At 73.2% G+C, this 22912-nt stretch carries 20 protein-coding genes; 4 read left to right on the top strand and 16 right to left on the bottom strand.

Features of this window, described 5'->3' with window-relative positions:
- Positions 1-46 precede the first annotated feature (46 nt).
- Both RF647_RS14155 and RF647_RS14150 read right to left on the bottom strand, forming a co-directional pair.
- The gene (locus RF647_RS14155) at positions 47-1360 is read right to left on the bottom strand and encodes an MFS transporter (RefSeq protein WP_368812269.1); all 1314 of its coding nucleotides are present in this window, start codon (positions 1358-1360) and stop codon (positions 47-49) included.
- 10 nt (positions 1361-1370) lie between these two features.
- Complete coding sequence (locus tag RF647_RS14150; RefSeq protein ID WP_368812268.1) at positions 1371-2375, bottom strand: helix-turn-helix transcriptional regulator; 1005 nt, start codon at positions 2373-2375, stop codon at positions 1371-1373.
- Between the two features lie 62 nt (positions 2376-2437).
- Here RF647_RS14150 and RF647_RS14145 point away from each other — a divergent pair, with 62 nt between their 5' ends.
- Together RF647_RS14145 and RF647_RS14140 are read left to right on the top strand one after the other, a co-directional pair.
- Positions 2438-3487: an ATP-binding cassette domain-containing protein gene (locus RF647_RS14145; RefSeq protein WP_368812267.1), complete on the top strand. Its 1050-nt coding sequence runs from the start codon at positions 2438-2440 to the stop codon at positions 3485-3487.
- Positions 3484-4293, top strand: coding sequence for an ABC transporter permease (locus tag RF647_RS14140; protein ID WP_368812266.1), 810 nt, complete (start codon positions 3484-3486; stop codon positions 4291-4293). Before RF647_RS14145 ends, RF647_RS14140 begins: the two co-directional genes overlap by 4 nt.
- Before the next feature lie 43 nt (positions 4294-4336).
- On the opposite strand, the gene RF647_RS14135 is transcribed toward RF647_RS14140, so the two are convergent.
- From RF647_RS14135 to RF647_RS14120, 4 genes are all read right to left on the bottom strand, one after another.
- On the bottom strand, positions 4337-5353 hold the full coding sequence (locus RF647_RS14135) for a magnesium and cobalt transport protein CorA (RefSeq protein ID WP_368795379.1): 1017 nt from the start codon (positions 5351-5353) through the stop codon (positions 4337-4339).
- A gap of 104 nt (positions 5354-5457) precedes the next feature.
- Positions 5458-6480 carry a sugar ABC transporter permease gene (locus RF647_RS14130; RefSeq protein ID WP_229588538.1) on the bottom strand — a complete coding sequence of 341 codons (1023 nt, stop codon included), beginning with the start codon at positions 6478-6480 and terminating at the stop codon, positions 5458-5460.
- A 1-nt stretch (position 6481) separates the two neighbouring features.
- Positions 6482-8137 (bottom strand): ABC transporter permease subunit, encoded by a 1656-nt coding sequence (locus RF647_RS14125; protein ID WP_368812265.1) that lies wholly within the window; start codon positions 8135-8137, stop codon positions 6482-6484.
- Positions 8137-9366 (bottom strand): extracellular solute-binding protein, encoded by a 1230-nt coding sequence (locus tag RF647_RS14120; RefSeq protein WP_368812264.1) that lies wholly within the window; start codon positions 9364-9366, stop codon positions 8137-8139. The genes RF647_RS14125 and RF647_RS14120 overlap by 1 nt, the downstream gene beginning before the upstream one ends.
- Positions 9367-9602: 236 nt before the next feature.
- Between RF647_RS14120 and RF647_RS14115 the strand changes: the two genes are divergently transcribed.
- Both RF647_RS14115 and RF647_RS14110 read left to right on the top strand, forming a co-directional pair.
- Positions 9603-11330 carry an alpha-amylase family glycosyl hydrolase gene (locus RF647_RS14115; RefSeq protein WP_368812263.1) on the top strand — a complete coding sequence of 576 codons (1728 nt, stop codon included), beginning with the start codon at positions 9603-9605 and terminating at the stop codon, positions 11328-11330.
- Positions 11291-12352 (top strand): LacI family DNA-binding transcriptional regulator, encoded by a 1062-nt coding sequence (locus RF647_RS14110; RefSeq protein ID WP_368812262.1) that lies wholly within the window; start codon positions 11291-11293, stop codon positions 12350-12352. The genes RF647_RS14115 and RF647_RS14110 overlap by 40 nt, the downstream gene beginning before the upstream one ends.
- A gap of 38 nt (positions 12353-12390) precedes the next feature.
- On the opposite strand, the gene RF647_RS14105 is transcribed toward RF647_RS14110, so the two are convergent.
- The 10 genes from RF647_RS14105 to RF647_RS14060 form a co-directional block, all read right to left on the bottom strand.
- A complete protein-coding gene (locus tag RF647_RS14105; RefSeq protein WP_368812261.1) occupies positions 12391-13953 on the bottom strand; it encodes a molybdopterin-dependent oxidoreductase in 1563 nt (520 codons plus the stop codon).
- Positions 13954-13966: 13 nt separating this feature from the next.
- A complete protein-coding gene (locus tag RF647_RS14100) occupies positions 13967-14992 on the bottom strand; it encodes an ArsA family ATPase (RefSeq protein WP_368812260.1) in 1026 nt (341 codons plus the stop codon).
- Entirely contained in the window at positions 14983-15258 is a 276-nt protein-coding gene (locus RF647_RS14095) for a cory-CC-star protein (protein ID WP_368812259.1), read from the bottom strand. The genes RF647_RS14100 and RF647_RS14095 overlap by 10 nt, the downstream gene beginning before the upstream one ends.
- 4 nt (positions 15259-15262) lie before the next feature.
- Complete coding sequence (locus tag RF647_RS14090) at positions 15263-16969, bottom strand: carbon starvation protein A (RefSeq protein ID WP_368812258.1); 1707 nt, start codon at positions 16967-16969, stop codon at positions 15263-15265.
- A gap of 135 nt (positions 16970-17104) precedes the next feature.
- Positions 17105-17890 carry a VOC family protein gene (locus RF647_RS14085; RefSeq protein ID WP_368812257.1) on the bottom strand — a complete coding sequence of 262 codons (786 nt, stop codon included), beginning with the start codon at positions 17888-17890 and terminating at the stop codon, positions 17105-17107.
- Between the two features lie 179 nt (positions 17891-18069).
- Positions 18070-19299: an N-acetylglucosamine-6-phosphate deacetylase gene (gene nagA / locus RF647_RS14080; RefSeq protein ID WP_368812256.1), complete on the bottom strand. Its 1230-nt coding sequence runs from the start codon at positions 19297-19299 to the stop codon at positions 18070-18072.
- Between the two features lie 47 nt (positions 19300-19346).
- Positions 19347-20234, bottom strand: a complete 888-nt coding sequence (locus tag RF647_RS14075) for an endonuclease/exonuclease/phosphatase family protein (RefSeq protein ID WP_368812255.1) — start codon at positions 20232-20234, stop codon at positions 19347-19349.
- Entirely contained in the window at positions 20231-21217 is a 987-nt protein-coding gene (locus tag RF647_RS14070; RefSeq protein WP_368812254.1) for a family 43 glycosylhydrolase, read from the bottom strand. Before RF647_RS14070 ends, RF647_RS14075 begins: the two co-directional genes overlap by 4 nt.
- Positions 21214-22002, bottom strand: a complete 789-nt coding sequence (gene nagB, locus RF647_RS14065) for a glucosamine-6-phosphate deaminase (protein WP_368812253.1) — start codon at positions 22000-22002, stop codon at positions 21214-21216. Before nagB ends, RF647_RS14070 begins: the two co-directional genes overlap by 4 nt.
- Positions 22003-22054: 52 nt before the next feature.
- A complete protein-coding gene (locus RF647_RS14060) occupies positions 22055-22912 on the bottom strand; it encodes a carbohydrate ABC transporter permease (protein ID WP_368812252.1) in 858 nt (285 codons plus the stop codon).

The raw sequence follows: 22912 nt of genomic DNA, 5'->3' as shown, positions 1-22912 counted from the left end.
GACTCGGCGCGCGGGGTGCGGGGGTGTGGGGGTGTGGAGCCCCAGGTCAGGGGGTCCGGCGCTCCCGGAGGACGCCGGCCATCAGGGCCGCTACGAGCGCGAAGACCGGGACCACGAGCAGCGCCGCCCGCAGCCCCACGGCGTCGGAGAGCACCCCGACGGCAGGGGACAGACCGAGGAAGCTGATCCGCATCAGCCAGCTGACCAGGGCCAGGCCCGTCCCGGTCCGCAGCCCGGGGATGTCGTCGGCGGCGTGGAAGGCCGCGGGCACGAGCGTGGCGCAGCCGAACCCGGCCAGTGCGAAGCCCGCGACGGCCGGGCCCGGCGCCGGGGCGAGGACCACGAGCAGCATCCCGGCCGCGCTCAGGGCGGCGCCGGCGCGGACCACCGCGGCCCGGCCCCAGCGGTCGGTCATGGGGTCGCCGAGCATCCGGCCCACGAACTGCGCCGCCATGAGCGCCACGAGTCCGAGCCCCGCAGTGGCCAGCGGGGCGCCCAGCTCGGCGTTCAGGTACACGGCCGACCAATTCTGCCCGGCGTCCTCGACCATCACCCCGGCCATCGCGATCACGGCCACGGGCAGGAGGCTGACGACGACGATGCGCCCCGCCGACCGCCGCCCCGTCCCGGCGGGCCCGGGGCCGGGGTTCGGCCGGGAGCCGGTGGTGCCGGGGCCCGTCGTCGTTGTGCCGTCCGGCAGCGGGTCCTCCGGCGGCGGGTCGTCCGAGCGGACCGTGCGCAGCTCCTGCCCCTCGGCCGGGCTCAGCGCGGCGCGCAGCGCCACGAGGGCGACCGCGCTCCACACGAGCCCGCTCGCCGGCAGGTGCCACCCCAGGGGCACCCCGAGGGCCAGCGCCGCGGTGCCCATGAGCCCGCCGACCACGGCGCCCAGGCTCCACAGGGCGTGCAGGGAGTTGATGATCGAGCGGCCGCGGGCACGCTGGACCTCCATTCCCTGGGCGTTCTGGGCGGTGTCCACGTGGGCGTCCAGGGCGCCGCCCAGGAACATCGCCGTGAGGAACACCCCCGCGCCCAGCCCCGTGCCGGCGCCCAGGCCCGCCCCGGCTCCGGCGGCCGCGAGGCACACGGAGAGCAGCACGGTGCCCAGGGCCGCCACGCGGCCGGAGCCGAAGCGGCGGATCGCCCGGGCGGGGAGGGCGCCCACGAGGATCGCCCCGAGCGGGAACGCCACGACCAGCAGGCCGTAGAGGGTGTTGGAGAGCCCGAACGCGTCCTTGACCTCCGGCAGGCGCGGCAGCAGGTTGGCGTAGAGGGCCCCGTTGGTGAGGAAGAACGCGGACACCGCGATCCGGGCGCGCCGGACCCGCGCGGGGTCGAGGGCGGTGGTCTGGACGGTCACGTCCACGACTCTAAGGGCTGGGTTCCCCCGGCCCGCTGGAGGCCGAGAGCGACGGGCCGTCCAGGGCGTCGCCGAGGCGGTCCCGGAACCCGCGCACGGCCTCGGCCACCTCGTCCGAGCACAGCAGCCGCCACGGCACGTCCGCGGGGATCCAGGGCAGCGCCATCAGCAGCTCCGGGACCGAGCCGCCCGTGACGGTCCAGTCGACGGTGTCCCCGGGACCCTGCACCGCCGTGGCCGCCCACGGCCCGAAGTGCTCCCGGACCCGGTCCAGGCCCACGGTCATCCGCACCGTCAGCTCGTGCCGCGCGGCGGCCGCGCCGTGGGCGGCCAGCACGAACTCGGCGGCGTCCGCGGCGGGCAGCTCCCGCGGCGCGACGCGCACGGCGGTGCCCGCCGGCTTCCGCAGCCGGTCGATGCGGAACGTGCGCCAGTCGGCGCGGTCTGCGTCCCAGGCCACGAGGTACCACCACCGGTCCCGCGGGACCAGGGAGTGCGGCTCGACCAGCCGGGCGCTCTCCCGGCCCTGCCGGTCGACGTAGCGGAAGCGCACCCGTTCGTGGTCGCGGCAGGCCAGGGCGAGCTGGGCGAGGACCTCGGTGGCCACGTGCGCGTCCGTGCGGGCCACCGGGACGGTGTGCGCCTGCAGCGCGGCGACCCGGCGGCGCAGGTGCCGCGGCAGCACCTGCTGGACCTTGGCCAGGGCGCTCAGCGACGTCTGCTCGCCGTCGCCGACGCCGTGCACCGCGGCGGTGCGCAGCCCCACGGCGATGGCCACGGCCTCGTCGTCGTCGAGCAGCAGCGGCGGGATGCTGGTGCCGCCGGCGAGCTGGTACCCGCCCGCCGTGCCGGGGCGGGCCGTGACCTCGTAGCCGAGCTCGCGCAGCCGGTCGATGTCCCGGCGCAGCGTCCGCTCGGAGACCGTCAGCCGCTCGGCGAGCTCGGGCCCGGACCAGTAGCGGTGGGTCTGCAGCAGGGAGAGCAGCCGGAGCACCCGCGACGTCGGATCGGACATGACCCGCAATCTACGCCCCCCTGCGGACAGCTGCTGGCCTGAATGCGCTCTACCGTGGACCCATGAGCACCCCACCCATCATCAGCGCCCGCGGGCTGAGCAAGAGCTTCCGCGGGCCCGGCGGCCGGACCGTCGAAGCGGTGGCCGACCTGACCATGGACGTGGCGCCCGGCACGCTGACCGCGTTCCTCGGGCCCAACGGCGCGGGCAAGTCGACCTCGCTGCGCATGCTCACCACGCTGCTGCGGCCCACCGGCGGCTCCGCCACCGTGTGCGGGTTCGATGTCGCCCGGCAGCCGGCCGAGGTGCGCGCCCGCATCGGCTACATCGGGCAGAAGAACGGGGCCGGGCAGTACCAGCGGGTCCGCGACGAGCTGCTCAGCCAGGGCGCCCTGTACGGGCTGAGCCGGGCGGAGACGCGGCGCCGCGTGGACGAGCTCGTGGAGGCCCTCGGCCTCGGCGACCTCGTCCGCCGGCCCACGATGAAGCTCTCCGGCGGCCAGCGCCGCCGCGTGGACATCGCCCTGGGACTGATCCCCGGCCCCCAGCTGCTCTTCCTCGACGAGCCCACGACCGGGCTGGACCCGCAGTCCCGCGCGCACCTGTGGGAGCACATCCTCGAGCTGCGCCGCCGCTACGGGACCACGCTGTTCCTTACCACCCACTACCTCGACGAGGCCGACCAGTTCGCCGAGCGGGTCATGGTCGTGGACCGGGGACGGATCATCGCCGACGACACCGCGTCCCGGCTCAAGACGGACCTGGCCGGCGACCGGATCGCCCTCACCCTGGACGCCGACCCGCCCGCCGCCGCGGCGGCCGTCCGGCGCGCGGCCGCCGCGGCGGGGGCCGGCGGCGCCGAGCCGGAGGCGGTCCCCGCCGGGGAGGGCACCCGCGTGGTCGTCGCGGTCGAGCACGGCGAGCGCGTGCTGTCCGCCCTGCTGCGCGAGCTCGACCGGGCCGGCCACGCCGTGCGGACCGCCGAGCTGACCCGCCCGACCCTCGACGACGTCTTCCTCCGGCTCACCGGCCGGAGCCTGCGCGAGGAGCGGGCCGACGCGTCCGAGACCGACCCGGCCGCCGAGGCCACGAGCGCGGGAGCACCCCGATGACCGCCGTTCCGACCACCGGCGAGTCCCCCGGCGGCACCGACCGGGCCCGCCCGGCAGGGATCCTGCACGACTCCGTCAGCGTCTTCGTCCGCGAGCTCCGGCCCGTGGTCCGGGACCCCTTCAGCCTGGTGTTCTCGCTCATGCAGCCGCTGATGTTCCTGGCCTTCTTCGGCCCGCTCCTGGGCGGGATGACCGGGCTGCCCCTCGACCAGGCGTTCCAGTGGTTCGTGCCGGGCATCGTGGTGATGATCGCGCTGTTCGGCACCGCGATGACCGGCTCGAACCTGCTGTTCGAGATCCAGTCCGGGGCGCACGAGCGGATGCTCGTGGCGCCGGTGACCCGCTCCGCGCTCATGGTGGGGCGCGCGTGCAAGGAGATGGTGCCGCTGGTCCTGCAGGCGCTGGTGCTCTCCGGGGTAGCCGCGTTCTTCGGCTTCCGCCCGTCCCTGCCCGGCATGGTGGTGGGCCTGGCGATCCTCGCGGTCTTCGGGGTGGGGCTCGGGGCGCTGAGCTACGCCCTCGCCATCGTCTCCCGGAACCGGGACTGGATGTTCTGGACCGTGCAGCAGGGGCTGCTGTTCCCGCTCATGCTGCTCTCCGGGATGCTCCTGCCGCTCGAGGCCGGTCCGGGGTGGATGCAGGTGCTCTCGCGGTTCAACCCGCTCACCTACATGGTCGACGCCGAGCGGGCCCTGTTCAACGGCCAGTTCGGCGATCCGGCCGTGGCCGCCGGCGCCCTCGCGGCGGTCGTGCTGGCCGCCCTGGGCCTGACCGTGGGGATCCGGGCGATGCGCAACAGCATCTGAGCAGCCCGCAGGGAGGGGCGCCGCGGAGGTCGACCCGTGCCGCTCAGAGCCACCGCTTCCACTTGAACACCCCGTAGAGGGCCACCCCCATGCCCAGCATGGCCAGCAGCGCGAGCGGGTAGCCCAGCGGCCACGCGAGCTCGGGCATGTGCTCGAAGTTCATCCCGTACACCGTGCCCACCAGGGTCGGGGCGAAGAGGATCGCGGCCCAGGAGGAGATCCGCTTGACCTCCTCGCTCTGCGCGAGGGCCGACTCGGTGAGCCGCTGCATCTCGTCGTTCTGCCGCTGCCCCACCAGGGTCGCGTGCACCGTGAGGGCGTTCTGCAGGAGCACCCGGAACGCGTCCGCGCGCTCGGCCACCCGGATGGCGTGGTCCTGCACGTCCCGCAGCCGCTGCTGCAGCTCGAGGTCGAGCCCGTACTTCTCCGCCCCGTGCTGCAGGGCCTCCAGCATGGCCACCAGCGGGTGGACGGCACGCTGGAACTCGATGACCTCCCGGGAGAGCTCGTAGACGCGGCGGGAGACGTCCCGGTCCGCGCCGAAGATCTCGTCCTCGATCTCGTCGATGTCGTTCTCGAGCCCCGCGACCACGGGGGCGTAGCCGTCGACCACCTCGTCCAGGATCCCGTACAGCACCGCCTGCGGGCCCGTGCCCAGCAACTCCGGCGCGGCCTCCAGCCGGCGCCGGACCGCGGCCAGGTCGGGGGACTCGGCGTGGCGGACCGTGACCACGAAGTCGCGGCCCACGAACACGTGCAGCTCCCCGAACTCGACCTTCTCCACGTCGTCCAGGTAGCGGGCCGGGCGCAGCACCACGAAGAGGGTGTCCCCGAAGCGCTCCAGCTTGGCGCGCTGGTGGCCCTTCAGGGCGTCCTCCACCGCGAGGTCGTGCAGCCGGAACTCCGCGGCCACGGACTGCACCTCGGCCGGCTCGGGGCGGTAGAGACCGATCCAGGCCATCCCGCCGCGCCCGCGAAGCGCCGCGTAGGTCTCGTCGAGGTCCTCCGGGGTCGACGTGCGCCGGCCCTCCACGTACACCACGTTGTCCACCAGCGTCACCGCGTGCCACCTCCCGTTCTGCCCGTCGCCCGTCCTGCCCCATCATGACAGGACCCGTCCCCCGGGCCGGACCGGTGGGTTCGGCGCAGGTGCCGGGCGGGCGGTCAGCCCTTCACGGCGCCGCCGGTGAGCCCGGAGACGATGTAGCGCTGGAGGAACAGGAACAGCGCGACCACCGGGATCGCCGCCAGGATCGCCCCGGCGGTGAAGACGCCCCAGTTCTCCCCGAACTGCACGGAGACGAACTGGTACAGCCCCACGGCCAGCGTGTACTTGTCCGGGTCCTGGAGCACGATCTGGGCCAGCAGGAAGTCCGAGAAGGACGCGATGAAGGACAGCATCCCGACCACCACGAGGATGGGGGTCACCAGCGGCAGGATCATCGTCCAGTAGATCTGGGCGTGCGAGGCGCCGTCGATCTCCGCGGCCTCGTCGAGGTCCTTGGGGATGGTGTTGAAGAAGCCGTACATCAGGAACGTGTTGGCGCCCAGCGCCCCGCCCAGGTAGACGGCGACGAGTCCCAGCCGGGAGTTCAGGCCCATGAACGGGTAGACCCCGGAGATCGCGAACAGCAGCAGGAAGATCGCCACGAACGCCAGCAGCTGGGGGAACATCTGGATGACCAGCAGGGCCAGCAGCCCGCCCTTGCGGGAGCGGAAGCGGAACCGGGAGAACGCGTAGGCGGCGGCCGCGCCCATGAGCACGGTGCCCACGGCCGTGGTGACTGAGACGAACAGCGAGTTCCCGAACCAGGTCAGGTAGGGGTTCTGCGGGTCGTTGAGCAGGTTGGTGTAGTTGGCGCCGGTGACGTCCGAGAACAGCTGGTTGGACCCGAGCAGGGAGCCCGAGGCGGACAGCGAGGCCGAGAAGGCGTAGACCAGCGGGAAGAGGGCGAAGACGCACGCGGCGATCGCGGCGAGGTGCTTCCACCCGCCGCCGGCGGAGCGACGGCGCCGGCGGGGCCGGGCAGCCCCGGGCGCTGCGCCCGGGGGCCGCAGCGTGTCCGTCGGCTGGAGGGTGGTCGAGGTTCCGGCGGACGGCGCGGCCGCGGCGGCGGCCCAGGGGGCGCGGTCCGTGCCGTCGGGGCCGGGGCGGTCGCCCGGGGTGGGTGCGGTGGGAGTGGACATGTCAGCTGATCTCCTCGAGAGCCTTGCTGCGGCGGAACGTCAGCGCGGAGATGACGGCCACCATGATGAAGATGAGGATGGACAGGGCGGAGGCCAGACCGTAGTCGTTGGTGCCGCCGGCGAACGCGATCTTGTAGACGAACGAGATGAGGATGTCCGTGGCGCCCACCCCTGTGGTGGACTCCAGGTCCTGGGGACCGCCTCCGGTGAGCAGGTAGATCACGTTGAAGTTGTTGAAGTTCATGGCGAAGGACGCGATGAGCAGCGGGCCCACGGCCACCATGAGCATGGGCAGGGTGATCGACCCGAACTGGCGCACCGGCCCCGCACCGTCCATCTCGGCCGACTCGTAGAGCTCGCCGGGAATGGCCTGCAGGGCGCCGGTGGTCACGAGGAACATGTACGGGAAGCCCAGCCAGAGATTGACCAGCAGCAGCGAGAGCTTGGCCAGCCAGGGATTCTCGAGCCAGGGCACCCCGGCGCCGCCCAGCAGGACCTGGTTGACGAAGCCGAAGTCCGCGTTGAGCAGACCGGCCCAGATCAGGATGGACAGGAACGCGGGGAATGCGTACGGCAGGAAGATGACGGCCCGGTAGACGTTCCGGAACCTCAGCTTCTCGTCGTTGAACAGGATCGCCAGGAGCAGCCCCAGGAAGAAGGTCAGCGCCACCGAGAGGATCGCGAAGGCGAAGGTCCACAGGGTCACGGAGACGAACGGGCCGCCCAGGACCTCCGGGTCGAAGATCGCCCCGAAGTTGTCCAGGCCCACGAAGACCCGCCAGCCCGGCCGCAGGGCCTCGCCCTCGGCGCTGACGAACGCGCCCTCGCCGTTGTTCGCGTACACGGTGCCGTCGTCGGCGACCATGGCGTCGGCCGCCTCGTCGTGCACGAGCGTGGGCTCGTAGGCGTAGGCCGTCCGGCCGTCGTCGGTGCGCAGCACGCCTTCGGCCTCCTGCTCGCCCACGGGCACCCGCAGGTCCGCCAGCTCGCCGGCGGCCGCCACGACGCCCCCGTAGTCGAGGAGCTCGTAGCCGGGCGCCTCGGACACCCGGCCATCGGCGGTGGTCGCGCCGTCCAGCGGGGCCAGGGGCTGGTCCGCCGCCCCCACGAGCACCTGGCCGTCGCGCACCGTGGCCAGGGCCAGGCCGTCCTCGCCCTCGCCCTCGCCCTCGCCCTCGCCCTCGAGCACCGTGACCGGGTAGGCCTCGGAGCCCTCGATCCGCTGCTCGTACGTGGTGGTGAGCTGGGTGATCGCCGCGTCCTTCGTGGCGTTGTGGCCGTCGCCGTAGTTCGTGAACGCCGTGGCGGCGGTGTAGATCAGCACGAAGATCTGGAACACCAGCAGGAAGATCAGCCCGGGGAACAGGTACTTCGCGGGCAGCAGCTTCCTGGTCGGCAGGAAGTACACGAGATCGGCTGCGATCAGTGCGACGACGAGGAAGGCCAGGATGCCCCAGCTGCCGGCGGCCCAGGCCGCCAGGATGCCGAAGAGGCCGAACGCGTTGATCAGCGCCATCAAGACCAGTTTGACCACGAAGCCCACGCCGAATCCGCGGGAGTGGGCGTGCTGGAGCTCGAGGGGGGCGCCGAGGCCGGCGCCCCCGCCGGTCTCTCCGGGGGCGGCGGTCCCGCCCCGGGTGGGGGTGCGCGTGCTCATCAGATCTGTCCTTCGATGTTGTCGATCATGCGGTTCCACAGCTCCACGGGGTCCCCGCGGCCGTCCACGACGGCGTTCTCCGTCGTGCCCCAGAAGCTCCACACCGCGCCCATCTCGGGGATGGCCGGCATGGGCAGACCCTTCTCGGCGATCTCCGCGTAGGCGGAGCGCAGCGGGTCGCCCTGCATGCGGTCGACGGCCACCTGGCTGGCGGGGGGCCGGCCCGTGCTCTCGTACATGGCCGTCTGCGCCTCGGGGCGCGTGAGGTAGTTGGCGGCGAAGTCCTGGGCCGCCAACGGGTTCTGCGCGTTGGCGTTGACGAAGAACGCCTGGACGCCCACGAACGGGCGGGCCTCCTCGTCCCCTGCCGGCGGCACGGGCAGGACGCTCACGTCCATCCCGGCGGCCTCGACGTCGGTCAGCTCCCACGGACCGCCCAGGTGGAAGGCGGACTCGCCGTCGAGGAAGGACTCCTTGGCGATGTCCGGGGTCATGGAGGTGCGCAGGTCCCCGGAGGCTCCGAGCTCCTGCAGGTAGCGGGCGAACTCGTTGCCGTCCTCGCCCCCCATGGTGAGGTTGCCGGTGTACTCCCCCTCCGCGGTGCGCTCGAACACCTCGGCCCCGAACGAGGTCTGCAGGGCGTAGAGATGGTACGGGTCGCCGGCCTCGGGCGACTGGCTCACCGTGAAGGGGTACTCGATGCCCCGCTCCTCCATGAGCCGGTGCCCGATCGCCCGCAGCTCGTCGAACGTGGCGGGTTCTTGGGCGGTGAGCTCGTTGTTGCGCAGCATCGCCACGTTCTCGATCGCATACGGCACCCCGTAGCTCACCCCGTTGTAGACGACGGCCTCCCGTGCGTTCTCGGTGAAGTCCTCCGCCCGGTCCCCCATCTCCACGGGGACGACGACGCCGTTGGACGCCAGCTGCCCGAGGTTGTCGTGCGGCGAGACGATGATGTCGGGGGCCTGCCCCGTGGGCGACTGGGAGATGAAGTTGGAGATCGCCTGCGCGTTGATCTCCCGCTGGACGAACTCCACCTCCACCCCGGTGTCGGCGGTGAATTCCTCGGCGATCTGCTGGAGGGCGGGGATCTCGTCGGACCCCGCCTGGATCTTGATGCTGCCCGGCCCGCCGGCCAGGCCGGCGACCCCGGCCGTGGGTGCCGCCGAGCACCCCGCGAGCAGGAGCACGGCACCGACGGCGCAGGCCGCCCGGTGGAGGTGTTTCATGGTGGGGTTCCTCGATGTCTTCCGTGGTCGCGCGGTCGCGACGGCCGTCGGTCTGCGGGGGTGGTGCGGGTCGGTCGGGCTGCTGCAACCGGGGGCTTCACCCCAGGAGGTGAGCTGGCTCACTACTGTAAGCGCTACCACCAAGACTGTCCACACCCGGTACAGCAACAGCCTCGTCAAGGCACTGGATGTGATAGCGCTTCCAGTATGGAGTGATCCGCCCTACAATGGACCGCATGTCCACGACCTACGGTGCGCTGCAGTCCCTGCGCCTCACACCCGTCCACGACCGCGACCAGGAGCCGAAGTGGTGGCGCTCCTCGGTGATCTACCAGGTGTATCCCCGCTCGTTCCGGGACCTCGACGGGGACGGCGTCGGCGACCTCGCCGGCATCACCACCGAGCTGGGACAGCTGGCGGAGCTGGACATCGACGCGATCTGGCTCTCCCCCTTCTATCCCTCCCCGCAGCTCGACGGCGGCTACGACGTGAGCGACTACTGCGACGTCGACCCCGCCTTCGGCACCCTCGCGGACTTCGACGCGCTGGTCTCGGCCGCGGACGCCCTGTCCGTCAGGGTGATCATCGACCTGGTGCCCAACCACTGCTCGCAGGAGCACCTCCTGTTCCGGCAGGCCCTCGCGGCGGGTCCCGGCGCCCCGGAGCGCGACCTGTTCGTCTTCCGGGACGGCCGCGGCGCGGCCGGCCAGCTGCCCCCCAACAACTGGCAGTCCCACTTCGGGGGCCCGGCCTGGACCCGGGTGACCGGGTCCGACGGGCAGCCCGGCCAGTGGTACCTGCACCTGTTCGACTCGTCGCAGCCCGACTTCAACTGGGACAACGAGCTGGTCCGCCAGGAGTTCGAGCGGGTGCTGCGCTTCTGGCTCGACCGCGGCGTCGCCGGCTTCCGGGTGGACGTGGCGCACGCGCTCATCAAGGCGGAGGGCCTCCCAGACTGGGACGGGCGGGCCGACGGGGGGAGCATCCCGGGCTACCCGTTCACCGACGCCCCGATGTTCGGGCAGCCGCAGATCCACGACATCTACCGGCGCTGGCGCGAGGTGCTCGCGGAGTACGACGGCGAGCGGATCCTCTGCGCCGAGGCGAGCGTGGACCCGCTGGACCGCCTGGCCGACTGGGTGCGTCCCGACCAGATGCACCAGACGTTCAACTTCTCCTACCTGGCGGCGCCGTGGGACGCCGCGGAGCTGCGCCGGATCATCACCTCCTCCCTCGAGGCGTTCGACGCGGTCGGGGCCCCCACCACCTGGGTGCTGTCCAACCACGACGTCGTGCGGCACCCGACCCGCCTGGCGCTGACCGCGGACTCCCCGCGCCCGGGCGACGGCCGCGGGCCCGAGGACGAGCAGCCGGACCACGTGCTGGGCACGCGGCGGGCGCGCGCCGCGTCCCTGCTCATGCTCGGCCTGCCGGGCGGCGTGTACCTGTACCAGGGGGAGGAGCTGGGCCTGCCGGACCACACGACCCTCCCCCACGACGTCCGCCAGGACCCGACCTACCACCGGACCGGCGGGCGCCGGCTCGGCCGTGACGGCTGCCGGGTGCCGCTGCCCTGGACCGGCACCGGGGCGTCCCTGGGCTACAGCGCCACGGGCGAGGCCTGGCTCCCGCAGCCCCCGGGCTGGGCGGAGCTCTCGCGCGAGGCGCAGCGCCACGACCCGGGGTCCACACTGTCCCTCTACCGCTCCGCGCTGGCGCTGCGGCGCGAGCACGGGCTCGGCTCGGGCTCGCTCGCGTGGGCGGAGGACCTCACGGGCCCGGACTGTCTCGGGCTCGTCAACAACGGCGTCCTGGTGCTGCTGAACACGGGCTCCGCCCCGGTCGAGCTGCCGGACCTGCCGGTCCTGCTCCGCAGCGGGTCCCCGGCCTCCGCGCCGCATATCCTGGACCCGGAGGAGTGCGCATGGCTGCAGACGGAGGACCCCGGGACGACCGGACGATGAACCCACCCCGACTCCAGGACGTCGCCGCGCGGGCGGGCGTGTCCACCGCGACCGTCTCCCGCGCGCTCAGCGGCAAGGGGCACGTCTCGCCCCGCGCCCGGGCCCGGGTCCGCGAGGCGGCGCAGGAACTGGGCTTCGTCGTGTCCTACCACGCCTCGAGCCTGGCGAGCGGCCGGAGCCGCAACATCGGGGTGGTCCTCCCCCACGTCGACCGGTGGTACTTCTCCACCGTCCTCGAAGGAGTGGCCGGCGCGCTCATGGAGGCCGGGTACGACCTGACCCTCTACAACTTCGAGGGGGACCGCTACCGGGAGACCGTCCTGACCGACTTCCTGCTGCGCAAGCGCCTGGACGCGGCCGTGGCGGTGTCCCTGCACCTGGACCCGGCGGAGACCGAGCAGCTGTTCTCCGCCGGCATCCCCCTCGTCGGGGTCGGGGGCCCCCTGGTGGGGGCCCCCACCATCAGCATCGACGACCTCGACGTCGGGCGCCGCGCGACGCAGCACCTCATCGGGCTGGGCCACCGGCGGATCGCGCACCTCGGCGGGGCCGAGGAGGGCAGGCGCTACTTCCCCATGTCCAGCGACCGCCGGGACGGCTGGGAGCGGGCGATGGCGGACGCCGGGCTGGCCGTGGAAGCCGCGTGGTCGCTCATCGCGGACTACACGTTCACCGACGCGTACCAGCAGGCCAAGAACCTCCTGGCGGACCCCGCCGACCGCCCGACCGCCATCTTCGCCTCGTCCGACGAGATGGCGGCCGGGACGATCCTGGCGGCGCGGGACCTCGGGCTCACCGTGCCCGGGGACCTGTCCGTCATCGGCGTCGACGCCCATCCCATCGGGGAGGCCTTCGGCCTGACGACCCTGGACCAGCACGCCCGGCAGCAGGGCACCCGCGCTGTGGAGCGGCTCCTCGAGCACCTGGCCGGAGGGAGCCGCGAACCGTCGAACGAGCTCTTCCCGGCCCACTTCGTCGTCCGCTCCTCCACCGGTCCGGTCCCGGCCTCCGACCGCCCCTGACCCGGCGGTCGGCGCGGAGGGAGCGCAGGACGGGCCGGTCAGGCCACCGTGAAGGTCCGCTCGTGCCACCCGGAGGCGCCGTCCGGGGCGGGCGGGGCCTGCTCGGCGGTCTGGACGGTCCCGTCCCGGTCCACGGCACGCACCCGCGCGGTGTGCCGGCCGCCCGGGAGGTCGGTGCGCAGGACCCACTGCCGCCAGGTGTCGTCCGTGCCCGCGGAGCCCAGCTCGGCGTCCTGCCACGGCCCCCCGTCCACGCTGACCTGCACGGCGGCGATCCCGGTGTGCTGGGCCCAGGCCGTGCCGGCGAGGACCGCGGGCCCGGCCTCCGTGCGCCCGCCCTCGGCCGGCACCTCGATGCGGGAGGACATCTTGATCGGTCCCCGGGCCGTCCAGCCGCGCGAGGTCCAGTACGCCTCCGCCCGGTCGAAGCGGGTGACCTCGAGGTCCACGACCCACTTGGTCGCCGAGACGTAGCCGTAGAGCCCCGGCACGACCATCCGCACGGGGTACCCGTGCTCGAACGGCAGCGGCTCCCCGTTCATGGTCACCGCGAGCAGGGAGTCCCGGCCGGGGTCGGTCAGGGCCTCGAGCGGGGTGCTCGCCGTGAACCCGTCCTCGGAGGTCGAGAGCACCATGTCCGCCTCGGCGGAGGGCCCGGCCTCGGCGAGCAGGTCCCGGATCGGCACGCCGGTCCACACCGCGTTGCCCACGAGGTCGCCGCCCACGGGGTTGGACACGCACGCCAGCGTCACGATCCGCTCGACGAGCGGCCGGGCCGTGAGGTCCTCGAAGCGCAGCGTCAGCTCGCGCTCCACCATGCCGTGGAGGCGCAGCTCCCACGCGTCCACGTCGATGCGCGGCACGGACAGGGCCGTGTCGATGCGGTAGAAGTCGTCGGCGGGCGTGAGCCAGGGCTCCACGTCCGCCACGCCGAGGTCGGCCCCGGCGGGGACCGGGTCCCGCACGGCCGGGGCGGGGATCCGCAGCAGGTCCCGGGCGGCGGGCGCCCGGGCCGCGGCCGCGGACGCCCAGCGTCCCGCGACACCGGCGGCGGCGCCCAGCACGGCGGCGGCTGCGGAGACCCGGACGAAGCCGCGGCGGTCGAGGGCGGGCCCGGACCGGACGGAGGGAGCGGTGCGGCGGGTGAGCACCGTCAGGAAGAGCGCCCCTGCCCCCGTGCCGACGACGACGGGGACCGTGTCCGCCACGGTCGGCCCCGCCCGCGTCAGCACCGCCAGCAGCCCGAGGAGCCCCAGCACGCCGAGCAGCACCGTGCCCATCGGCGGAGTGGCGCGCTGGGCCGCCCCGATGCCCGTGCCGACCGCCACGAGCCCGGCGGCCATGACGAGCAGCAGCACGAGCTTGTCCGCGGTGCCGAACAGCGCGATCGCCGCGTCCTTGACCGGGGCCGGGACCGCGTCCACGATCACCCCGCCCACCGCCGTGAGGGGCGCGCCCACCGGCCCGGTCACCCAGGCGAGCAGCTCGGCCAGGCCCACGGCGAGAGCGGTCGCGGCGACGCCCGCGAGGATCCAGGAGCTGAGGTCGGCGGGGTCCCGTCGTCGTCGCCCGGCGTCCGGACGGTCCGCGGTGGAGGTCATGCGCGTCAGCGTGTCACGTGGCCCTGAGATCAGCCTGGGCGAGCGCGTCCCCGAACCGCTCGAGCGCCTCCTGGCCCACGACGTCCCCCGGCAGCAGGGGGACCTGCAGCAGCGGGACGCCCGGGAGGGCACCGCGCAGGGTGGCGACGTGAACCTCCTCCAGCGCGCGCCGCCCGGCGAGGAAGTCCCCGGCGTCCGCCGGGGAGCGCTTGTTGATCACGAGGGCCCCCACGTGCACGCCGGCGCGGACCAGCTGCTCGTGCAGCTCCACGGTCTCGAGGACGGGCAGCCGCTCGGCCGCGAGGACGATGACGAAGCTGCAGCGCTCGGCGTCCACCAGCACCTCGCGCAGCGCCTCGAAGCGCTCGCGTCGGCGCAGCAGGATCCGCCGGATCTCGAGGTCCCGCTCCTCGCGGGGGTCCCGGGGCCGGCCGGTGCCCACGATGCTCTCGCTCGCGGCGTCCCGGTCCTCGAGACCGCGCAGGGCGGCCCCGAACTTCTCCGCCCTCCCGCGGCGCCGCAGCAGCCCCTCGGTCCAGGCGGACATGATCTCGGGCAGGGCCATGAGCCGGGCGGTGTGCCCGGAGGGTGCGGTGTCGAAGACGATGAGGTCGTAGTCGTCCAGGCCCGTGTCCACGAGCTCCGCGATCCGCTCGAGCACCGCCGACTCGTGGGTGCCGGGCGAGTCCCGGGCGAGCTCCATGTGCTTGTCGACCTCGGCGGCGAGGTGCTCGGGCATCAACCGGCGGATGGTGGCACCCACGGCGGCGAGGTGGGCGTCGGTCGTGGCGACCGGGTCCACCTCGATGCCGTCGAGGGCGCCGCCGCCGAGGTCGCGGGCCAGCGGGGTGATCCGGTCCCCCACCGGGCGCTCCCACAGGTGCCCGAGGTTGTGGGCGGGGTCGGTCGAGACGACGAGCACCCGGCGGCCGGCGCGGGCCTGGGCGAGGGCGGTGGCGGAGGCGACGGCGGTCTTGCCGACGCCGCCCTTGCCGCCCACGAACAGGACCCGGCGGGCGGCGGCGAGCTCTAGCAGCATGAGATGTGCTCCAGGGGCGAGCGCTCCATGCCCATCCGCCGGTGCCAGTCGTGGAACCGGTCGTAGACCACGGGCAGCAGCTCCACGGTGTAGTAGCTGGCGGGGTTGGGCACGCCCAGGGCCTCGGAGAGGACCAGCATCATGAACAGGTCCTCCTCGTCGCGCTGGGCGCGGGCGAAGGTGCGCCGGTAGGGCGCCACGTAGAACTCGTGCAGGCCCGCACCGAGGCGGGCCTGCACGGAGCGCAGCCGGTCGAGGACCCTCACCGGCTCACAGGGAGCGGTTCTCCCCGGCCGAGGTGCTGACGGTCTCCTCGTCCAGCTCGGGCGGGCTCTTCCGGGCCGCGTTCATGGCGGCCACGGACTCGACGATGACCCACAGGGCCGCGATCAGGATGATCACGTCGAGCACGAGCAGGAACCAGTTCTCGGCGGCCCAGAACTGCCCCAGCTGCACTATCAGCGCGTAGACGGACATCACCAGCAGGAACACCAGCGGCACCAGCACGGGCAGGACCGGGCGGCCCTTGCGCAGCAGGATCACCGCGATCATCGACAGCGTCAGACCGGCCAGCAGCTGGTTGGAGGTGCCGAACAGCGGCCAGATCAGCATGCCGCCGGAGCCGTCCGCGCCCGCGCTGAAGGTCAGCCCCATGGCCACCGCGAGGACGATGAGGGTGGAGACCACCTTGCCGATGCTGACGCCCATGATGTGCCCGGCCTCCTGCACCACGAAGCGCTGCAGGCGGATGCCGGTGTCCATCGTGGTGGCCGCGAAGAGGACGGCCATCGTGGCGAGGATGGTCGCGCTCAGCGACGGCGGGATGCCCAGCCCGGAGTTGACGACCGAGGCGCCGCCCTGGACGAACGCGGCCACGCCGCCCTGGCCGAACGCGCTGTAGACGGCCTCCCAGTCGGCGAGAGTGCGGAACCCGGCGGTGGTCGCGATGATCGCGCCGAGTGCCAGCAGGCCCTCGCCCACGGCCCCGAAGTAGCCGACGAAGCGGGCGTCCGGCTCCTTGTCCAGCTGCTTGGAGGACGTGCCCGAGGCCACGATCCCGTGGAACCCGGAGATCGCGCCGCAGGCGATGGTCACGAACAGCAGCGGCACGATGCTCGGCGTGCCCTCGGGCACGGAGGCGTTGAACGCGGGCGCCACCACGGTCGGGGCGGAGATCAGGACGGCGCCGTAGAGGATGCCCAGGGCGATGAACAGCTGGAGGCCGTTGATGTAGTCGCGCGGCTGCAGCAGCATCCACACGGGCAGCACGGACGCGATGCCCGCGTAGACGAAGAGCACCACGATCCAGAACGCGTTGGCCGGCAGGCCCAGGACCGTCTCCGGCAGGACCACCGGGAAGCGGTCGCCGACCAGGATCAGGGAGTACAGGGCCACGACGCCGACCACGGACACGACGGCGAGGTTCCACTTGTAGCGGTAGACCGCCTGGCCGATGAGCAGCGCGACCACGATGGCGCCCCACGTGGGGATGACCGAGGTGGGGGTGCCGACCAGCAGGTTGGAGATCACCACGGCGAACGCGGCGTTGACCATGAGCAGCACGAGGAAGATCACGACCAGGAACAGGTTGCGGCCGCGGTGGCCGATGTACTGCCCGGACAGCGAGCCGATGGACTTGCCACGGTGCCGGTTGGACGCCCACAGGGCGCCGAGGTCGTGCACGCCGGCGAAGAAGACGGTGCCGAGGGTCACCCAGAGGAAGGCGGGCACCCAGCCCCAGATGACGGCGATGGCGGGGCCCACGATGGGGGCCGCACCGGCCACGGAGGTGAAGTGGTGGCCCCACAGCACGTACTTGTTGGTGGGGACGTAGTCCACGCCGTCACTGAGCTCGTGGGCGGGGGTGACGAAGGAGTCCTGGAGCTGGTAGATCCGGCGGGCCACGAACTTCGAGTACAGGAGGTACCCGAGGATCATCATGGCCACACCGACCACGGCGAGGACGATGGAGTTCATGTCGCTCCGATCTCTGGGGAGGTGAGTGGATGTCCGCTGGGTCACCATGCTACCGCTGGGTGACCGGGATCACGGACCGCTCGCGCACGCTCCGCCACGGCCCCGCAGGGGGGCGGAGCGTGGCGCGCCGACGACCTACATCGGCTCCCCCGGGGTCATGATCGCGAAGGACTCCCGGTCCGGGCCGGCCACGACCGCCAGTCGCCCGTAGGCGAAGTCGAAGGGGTCCTCCATGACCGCTCCGCCGGCGTCGCGCACCCGCTGGACGGCGGCGTCGACGTCGTCGACCTGGAAGCAGACCGACCAGACCGCGGGAGCGTTCTCCGCCGCGGGGTCGGTCCCGCCGATGCCGCCGGCCGGGCGGTCCCCGTGCGGCACCGTGAACGTGGCGTAGGAGACGCCGTCCTCGCCGATGTCCTCGTAGTGGTAGCCGAAGACGTGGGCGTAGAAGTCCCGGGCGGTGTGGTGGTCGGGGGTCATGAGGTCGCACCAGGCGACGCTGCCGGGCACGTCGAGCACGGCGAAGCCGATGTGCTCCCCGGCCTGCCACATCCCGAAGGACGCCCCGGTGGGATCCTGCCAGACGCCCATCCGGCCGGACCCGCCGACCTCCACCGGCTCCATCAGCTGGGTGCCGCCGGCGGCGAGGACCCGCTCGGCGCAGAGGTCGATCCGGTCCGAGGCGAGGTAGACCTGCCACACGTGCGGGACGCCCGTCAGGTCCGGGGCCGCCGGGGAGAGCCCGGCCACGGGCCTCCCGCCGACCAGGGCGTTGCGGTACCCGCCGTGCTCCGGCCGCGGCTCGTCGTACTCCCAGCCGAGCACCGCACGGTAGAAGTCCTGCGTGCGGCCGGGATCGGACGCGGTCAGATCGGCCCAGCAGGGGGTTCCGGCGGGCCACGCTTCGTTGCGCTGTGTCATGACGGGCTCCTTCCGACACGGCCAGGGTACGCCGCGCCCCCGCAGCCCACAGGAGCCGCCCGGGGGATCGTTACCCACCTGCGCCCGCGCCCCGCTCCTGTCCCGCGAGGTTGCAGCCGACGGCCACCGCGCCCGGCTGCGTGGCCGTCAGCTGCGACCTCGGCGCCGCCGGGGCAGGGTCAGTGGGGCGGGGTCCCGGAGATCCACTCGCCCCGGCGCATGACGGCGTCCAGCCGGAGGTCCTCCCCCACGACCAGGAGGTCCGCGAGCGCACCCGCCGCCAGGCTCCCGGCCTCCCCGGCCAGGCCCAGGACGCGGGCCGGGACCACGGTGGCCGAGCGCAGCGCGTCCCCGAGAGGGACACCCGCCGCGACCGTCCGGCGCAGGACCTCCAGCATCGTGGCCGTGCCTCCGGCGATGGAGCCGTTGGAGACCAGGGAGGCCACCCCGTCCTGCACCCGCACCTCCGCCGCGCCGAGCGTGTAGGTGCCGTCCGTCAGCCCGGTCGCGGCCATCCCGTCGGTGACCAGCGCGATGCTGTCCGCGCCGGCCAGCTCGAACGCCCACCGCACGATGCTGGGGTCCAGGTGGGTGCCGTCCGCGATGAGCTCGACGACGGCCCGGCCCTGCGCGGCGGCGCGCAGGCAGGCCGGCACCGGCCCGGGCGACCGGTGGTGGATGGCGGGCATGGCGTTGAACAGGTGCGTCACCGTGGGCGAGCGGGGCGGGCCGTCCCCGGGGGCGTCGCGGAGCAGGCCCTGCAGGTGGCGCAGCGCGTCGTCGACGGTCGCGGTGTCCGCGTCGGTGTGCCCGAGGGAGGGGACCACGCCGTGGGCGACGAGCAGCTCGGCGAGGTCCCGGGAGCCGGGCAGCTCCGGGGCAAAGGTCATCGTCCGGAGCGCCCCCGCCGCGGCGGCGACGAGGTCGGCGGCCAGCCCGAGGTCCGGTTCCAGCATCCACGCGGGGTCCTGCGCCCCGCAGCGGGCCGTGGACAGGAACGGGCCCTCGAGGTGGATCCCGGCGATCAGCCCCTCCCCGGTGAGCGCCGCCAGCAGCGGCACGGCGCCCAGCAGGTCCTCCCGTGAGGCCGTGACCAGGCTGGCCACGAGCGTCGTGGTGCCCTGGCGGTGGACGTGCTCGAGGGTGGCGCGGATCTCCTCCTCCGCCGAGGAGGAGAAGTCCGCGCCGAAACCACCGTGGCAGTGCACGTCCACGAGCCCCGGCAGCACCATCTGTCCGGGGCCCAGGACGTGGTGCTCTCCCGGGTCGCCACCGGGGCAGCCGGACCGCGGCCCGGCGTGGACGACGCGATCGCCCTCGACGACCACCAGACCGTCCGGGTGCTCGGTGTGCCCCGTGTGCACGCGGCCCGAGAGGACCGTCCTGCGCGGGGAGTCATCGGTGACCAAGGGCCTCTCCTCCTTCCGGTGGTGCGGGACGTCAAACCGGCAGGGGGCTACCGGACCAGCCCGTTCGGGGACCGCGGGATCGCGAGGTCGGCGACGATCGGCAGGTGGTCCGACGCGGAGGTGCGCACCACGTGCGCGGCCCGCGGCCGCACCTCCTCGGACACGAGGACGTAGTCGATCCGCAGGCCGGCGTCCTCGACCGGGGCGCCGTCGGGGGCGAAGGTGTAGGCGTCGTCCTGGCCCAGGGCCGCGAAGACGTCCGTGAACACCTCGGACAAGCCCTGCAGCTCCGGGGCGTCGGGTTCGGCGTTGAGGTCCCCGACGACCACCGCCGGGCGCGAGCTCTCGCCGGTGATCTGCAGGATCTCCCGGGCCTGCAGCTCGCGCTGCTCGGCGCGCTGGTGGTCGAGGTGGGTGCTGTAGAACCCGACGTGGTGACCCTTCACGTTGATCACCGCCTCCAATAGACCGCGCTGCTCGGTGGGCTGCTCCGCGTACTCGATGCTGGTCAGCAGGTGGTTCTCGGAGTCGATGATCGGGTGCTCGCTGAGGATCGCATTGCCGTACCGGCTGTTCTCGGTCCGCCCCTCGGCGGGCGCTGCGTCCAGGTTCGCGCCGTAGACGTAGTGCATGTCCAGGAGCTCCGCGAGGCGGGCCGCCTGGTCCTCGAAGTCGCTGCGCGAGGACCAGGCGTCGTCGACCTCCTGCAGCCCGATCACCTCCGCGCCCGACGCCTCGATCACGGCGGCGGTGCGCTCGAGGTCCAGCACGTCGTCCCCGTCCGCGCCGTGGTGGATGTTGAAGGACATGACGCGGAGGTCGGTGCTGCGGTCCGGGCCGTGGCCCGGGGCCGCCGCGGCGGGGGACGCACCGAGCGCGCCGGCGGTCACGAGCAGGGCGGCCGCGGATCCCACGGCCATCAGCTTCTTCATCATGAGGTGCTCCTTGTGCAGGGGGTGGGGATGGGTGGTCGTTCGTGGACGGGGAAGAGCCGGCCCTCCGTCAGCAGGTCCGCCAGGGGCACCGGGCTCGCGATCTCGCCGACGAAGCTGCCGTCCACCCCGTTCTGGAAGCCGAAGACGACCCACTGGCCGTCGCGTCTGCGGACCAGCTGGGCGGCGTAGACGCCGGGCACGAAGAAGCTGGAGCTCCGCTCGAGCTCCCACGGTCCGAGCCGGCCGGCGCCGGGGGCGATCCAGGTCCCGGTGCTCGTCTCCGAGAACGGGATGCCGGGCGCCAGCCGCGGGAGGCAGGAGAAGATGAGCACTGCGGTCCCGTCCACGACCTGGGACTGGACGACCTCCATCTCCCCGAAGCCGGCGGGCGCGGTCAGCGGGGGGCGGACCGTCCAGTGCTCCAGGTCGTCGCTCACGGCGTGGCCGACCACGCCGCGGGCGTCCGGATCCCCCGTGGCGGCGCGTGCCGTCACAAGCATCTGCCACTGCCGGCTGTCGTCGTCGTAGAAGACGAAGGGGTCCCGCCACGCCTCGTCCGGCCAGGTGCCCTCCCCGAGCTTCTCGTACCAGCGGGGGTCCGCCTCGAGCGGGCCCGCACCGGTGCGCTCCCAGCTGATCAGGTCGTCCGAGACGGCCGATCCGATGCGCTGCCGCAGCCCGTCCTCGGCGCGGCTGACACCGGTGTAGAAGAGGTGCCAGCGGCCGTCGTGGCCTTGGACGGTGCTGCCCGTCCAGGTCGCCATGTCGTCCCACGACGGTTCGTCGCCGGCCACGAGGGCGTCCGGCAGGAGGGCCCAGTTCTCCAGGTCGGACGAGACGGCGTGCCCGATCGAGGCCCGGCGGTGACGCCGGTCGGGATCCCGCAGGGCGCGGCTGGCCCGCAGGAAGAACAGGTGGTAGTCCTGTCCGTCGTCGGCCAGCCAGCTGTCCCAGACCCAGTGGTCCGCGAGGCGGAACGTCATCCCTCCTCCCGGGGCAGCCGGTGCTCGGCCTCGGCCACGAACCGGTAGTAGTCGGTCAGGACGAGCCGGCTCGCCGCCGCCTCGTCCACCACGACCGTGACCGTCCGGTGGAACTGCAGGACGGACGCCGGGCACATCGCGGACACGGGCCCCTCCACGGCTGCGGCCACCGCGGCGGCCTTGCGCTCGCCCTGGGCGACGAGCAGCACCCGGCGGGCGTCGAGGATCGTGCCCAGCCCCTGGGTCACGCAGTGGGTGGGGACGTCGTCGAGGGCCTCGAAGAACCGGGCGTTGTCGGCACGGGTCCGCGCGGACAGTGCCTTGACCCGGGTGCGGGAGGACAGCGAGGACCCCGGTTCGTTGAAGCCGATGTGGCCATTGGCGCCGATGCCCAGGATCTGGAGGTCGATGCCGCCGGCGCGGGCGACGGCATCCTCGTAGTCGCGGCAGGCCGCTCCGAGGTCCCCCCGGGAGCCGTCCGGGACCTGCACCCGCGAAGGGGGTAGACCGAAGGGCCGGGCGAGCTCGCGCTCCAGGACGGCGGCGTAGCCGGCCGGGTGCCCGGAGGGCAGCCCGACGTACTCGTCGAGGGCGAAGCAGCGGAGCCGCGTGAGGTCCAGCAGACCGTGGGCCTGGCGGCGGGCGAGCTCCCGGTAGGCCCCCAGGGGGGACGAGCCCGTGGCCACGCCCAGCACGGTGTCCGGCCGGCGCGAGACCTGCTCGGCGACGAGGTCCGCCGCGCGCGCGTCGACGTCGCCGGCCGTGGGCAGGACGAGCACTTGCATGGGGGTCCTTCCGGACGACGGGTGGAGGTGGGCGGTGCCGGGGCGGTCCGGCTCAGCCCTTGACGGCGGAGCTCGCCACGCCTTCGATGAACCAGCGCTGGAAGACGAGGAACACGACGATCACGGGCACCACCAGGAGCACTCCGAAGGCCATGACCTCGCCCCACGCCGGCGGGAGCTGGCCCGCGAAGACGCTGATCTGGAGGGGCAGGGGGCGCAGGTTCGGCTCGGAGATTATCAGCACCGGCCACAGGAACGCCCCCCACTGGGTCAGGAAGGTCAGCACCGCCACCGACGCGTACGCGGGTTTGCTCATGGGCGCGATGATCTGCCAGAACACCCGCAGCGGCCCGGCGCCGTCCATCCGGGCGGCCTCGTCGATGCTGCGGGGGATGCCGGAGAAGAACGAGTAGAAGAGGAAGATCGACAGGGCGTTGCCGATGAAGGGCACGATCTGGATCCACAGGGTGTTCCGGGCGTCGTTGTAGAGGTAGAACATGGGCACGGCCACGGCCTCGAACGGGACGATGAGCAGCAGCAGGACGCCCAGGAGCACCAGGTTCCTGCCCCGCCAGGTCAGCCGCGACAGGGCGAAGGCCGCCATCGAGTTCACGACCAGCCCGAGCCCCACCACGCAGACCGTGACGGTGACGGACACGAAGAAGAACCGCCACAGGTGGCCGGTGCTGTCCGAGGACAGGCTCGAGGCCACGCCGGTGTAGTTGTGCAGGCCCCACTCGCGCGGGTCGAAGACCTCGAAGCCGGCGAGCGTGCGGGAGGCGGGGGCCAGCGAGGCCGCCACCATGTAGGCGACCGGGGCGAAGAACAGGAGGCTCGTGACGACGAGCACCGCGTAGCGGGGCACGTCCGTCCTGCGGCGGCGGCGGGCGGCGGAGCCGGTCTGCGTCAT

The sequence above is a fragment of the Kocuria sp. CPCC 205263 genome, assembly GCF_040981075.1.
GTDB lineage: Bacteria > Actinomycetota > Actinomycetes > Actinomycetales > Micrococcaceae > Kocuria > Kocuria rosea.
This window is presented reverse-complemented; position numbering and strand designations above follow the sequence as displayed.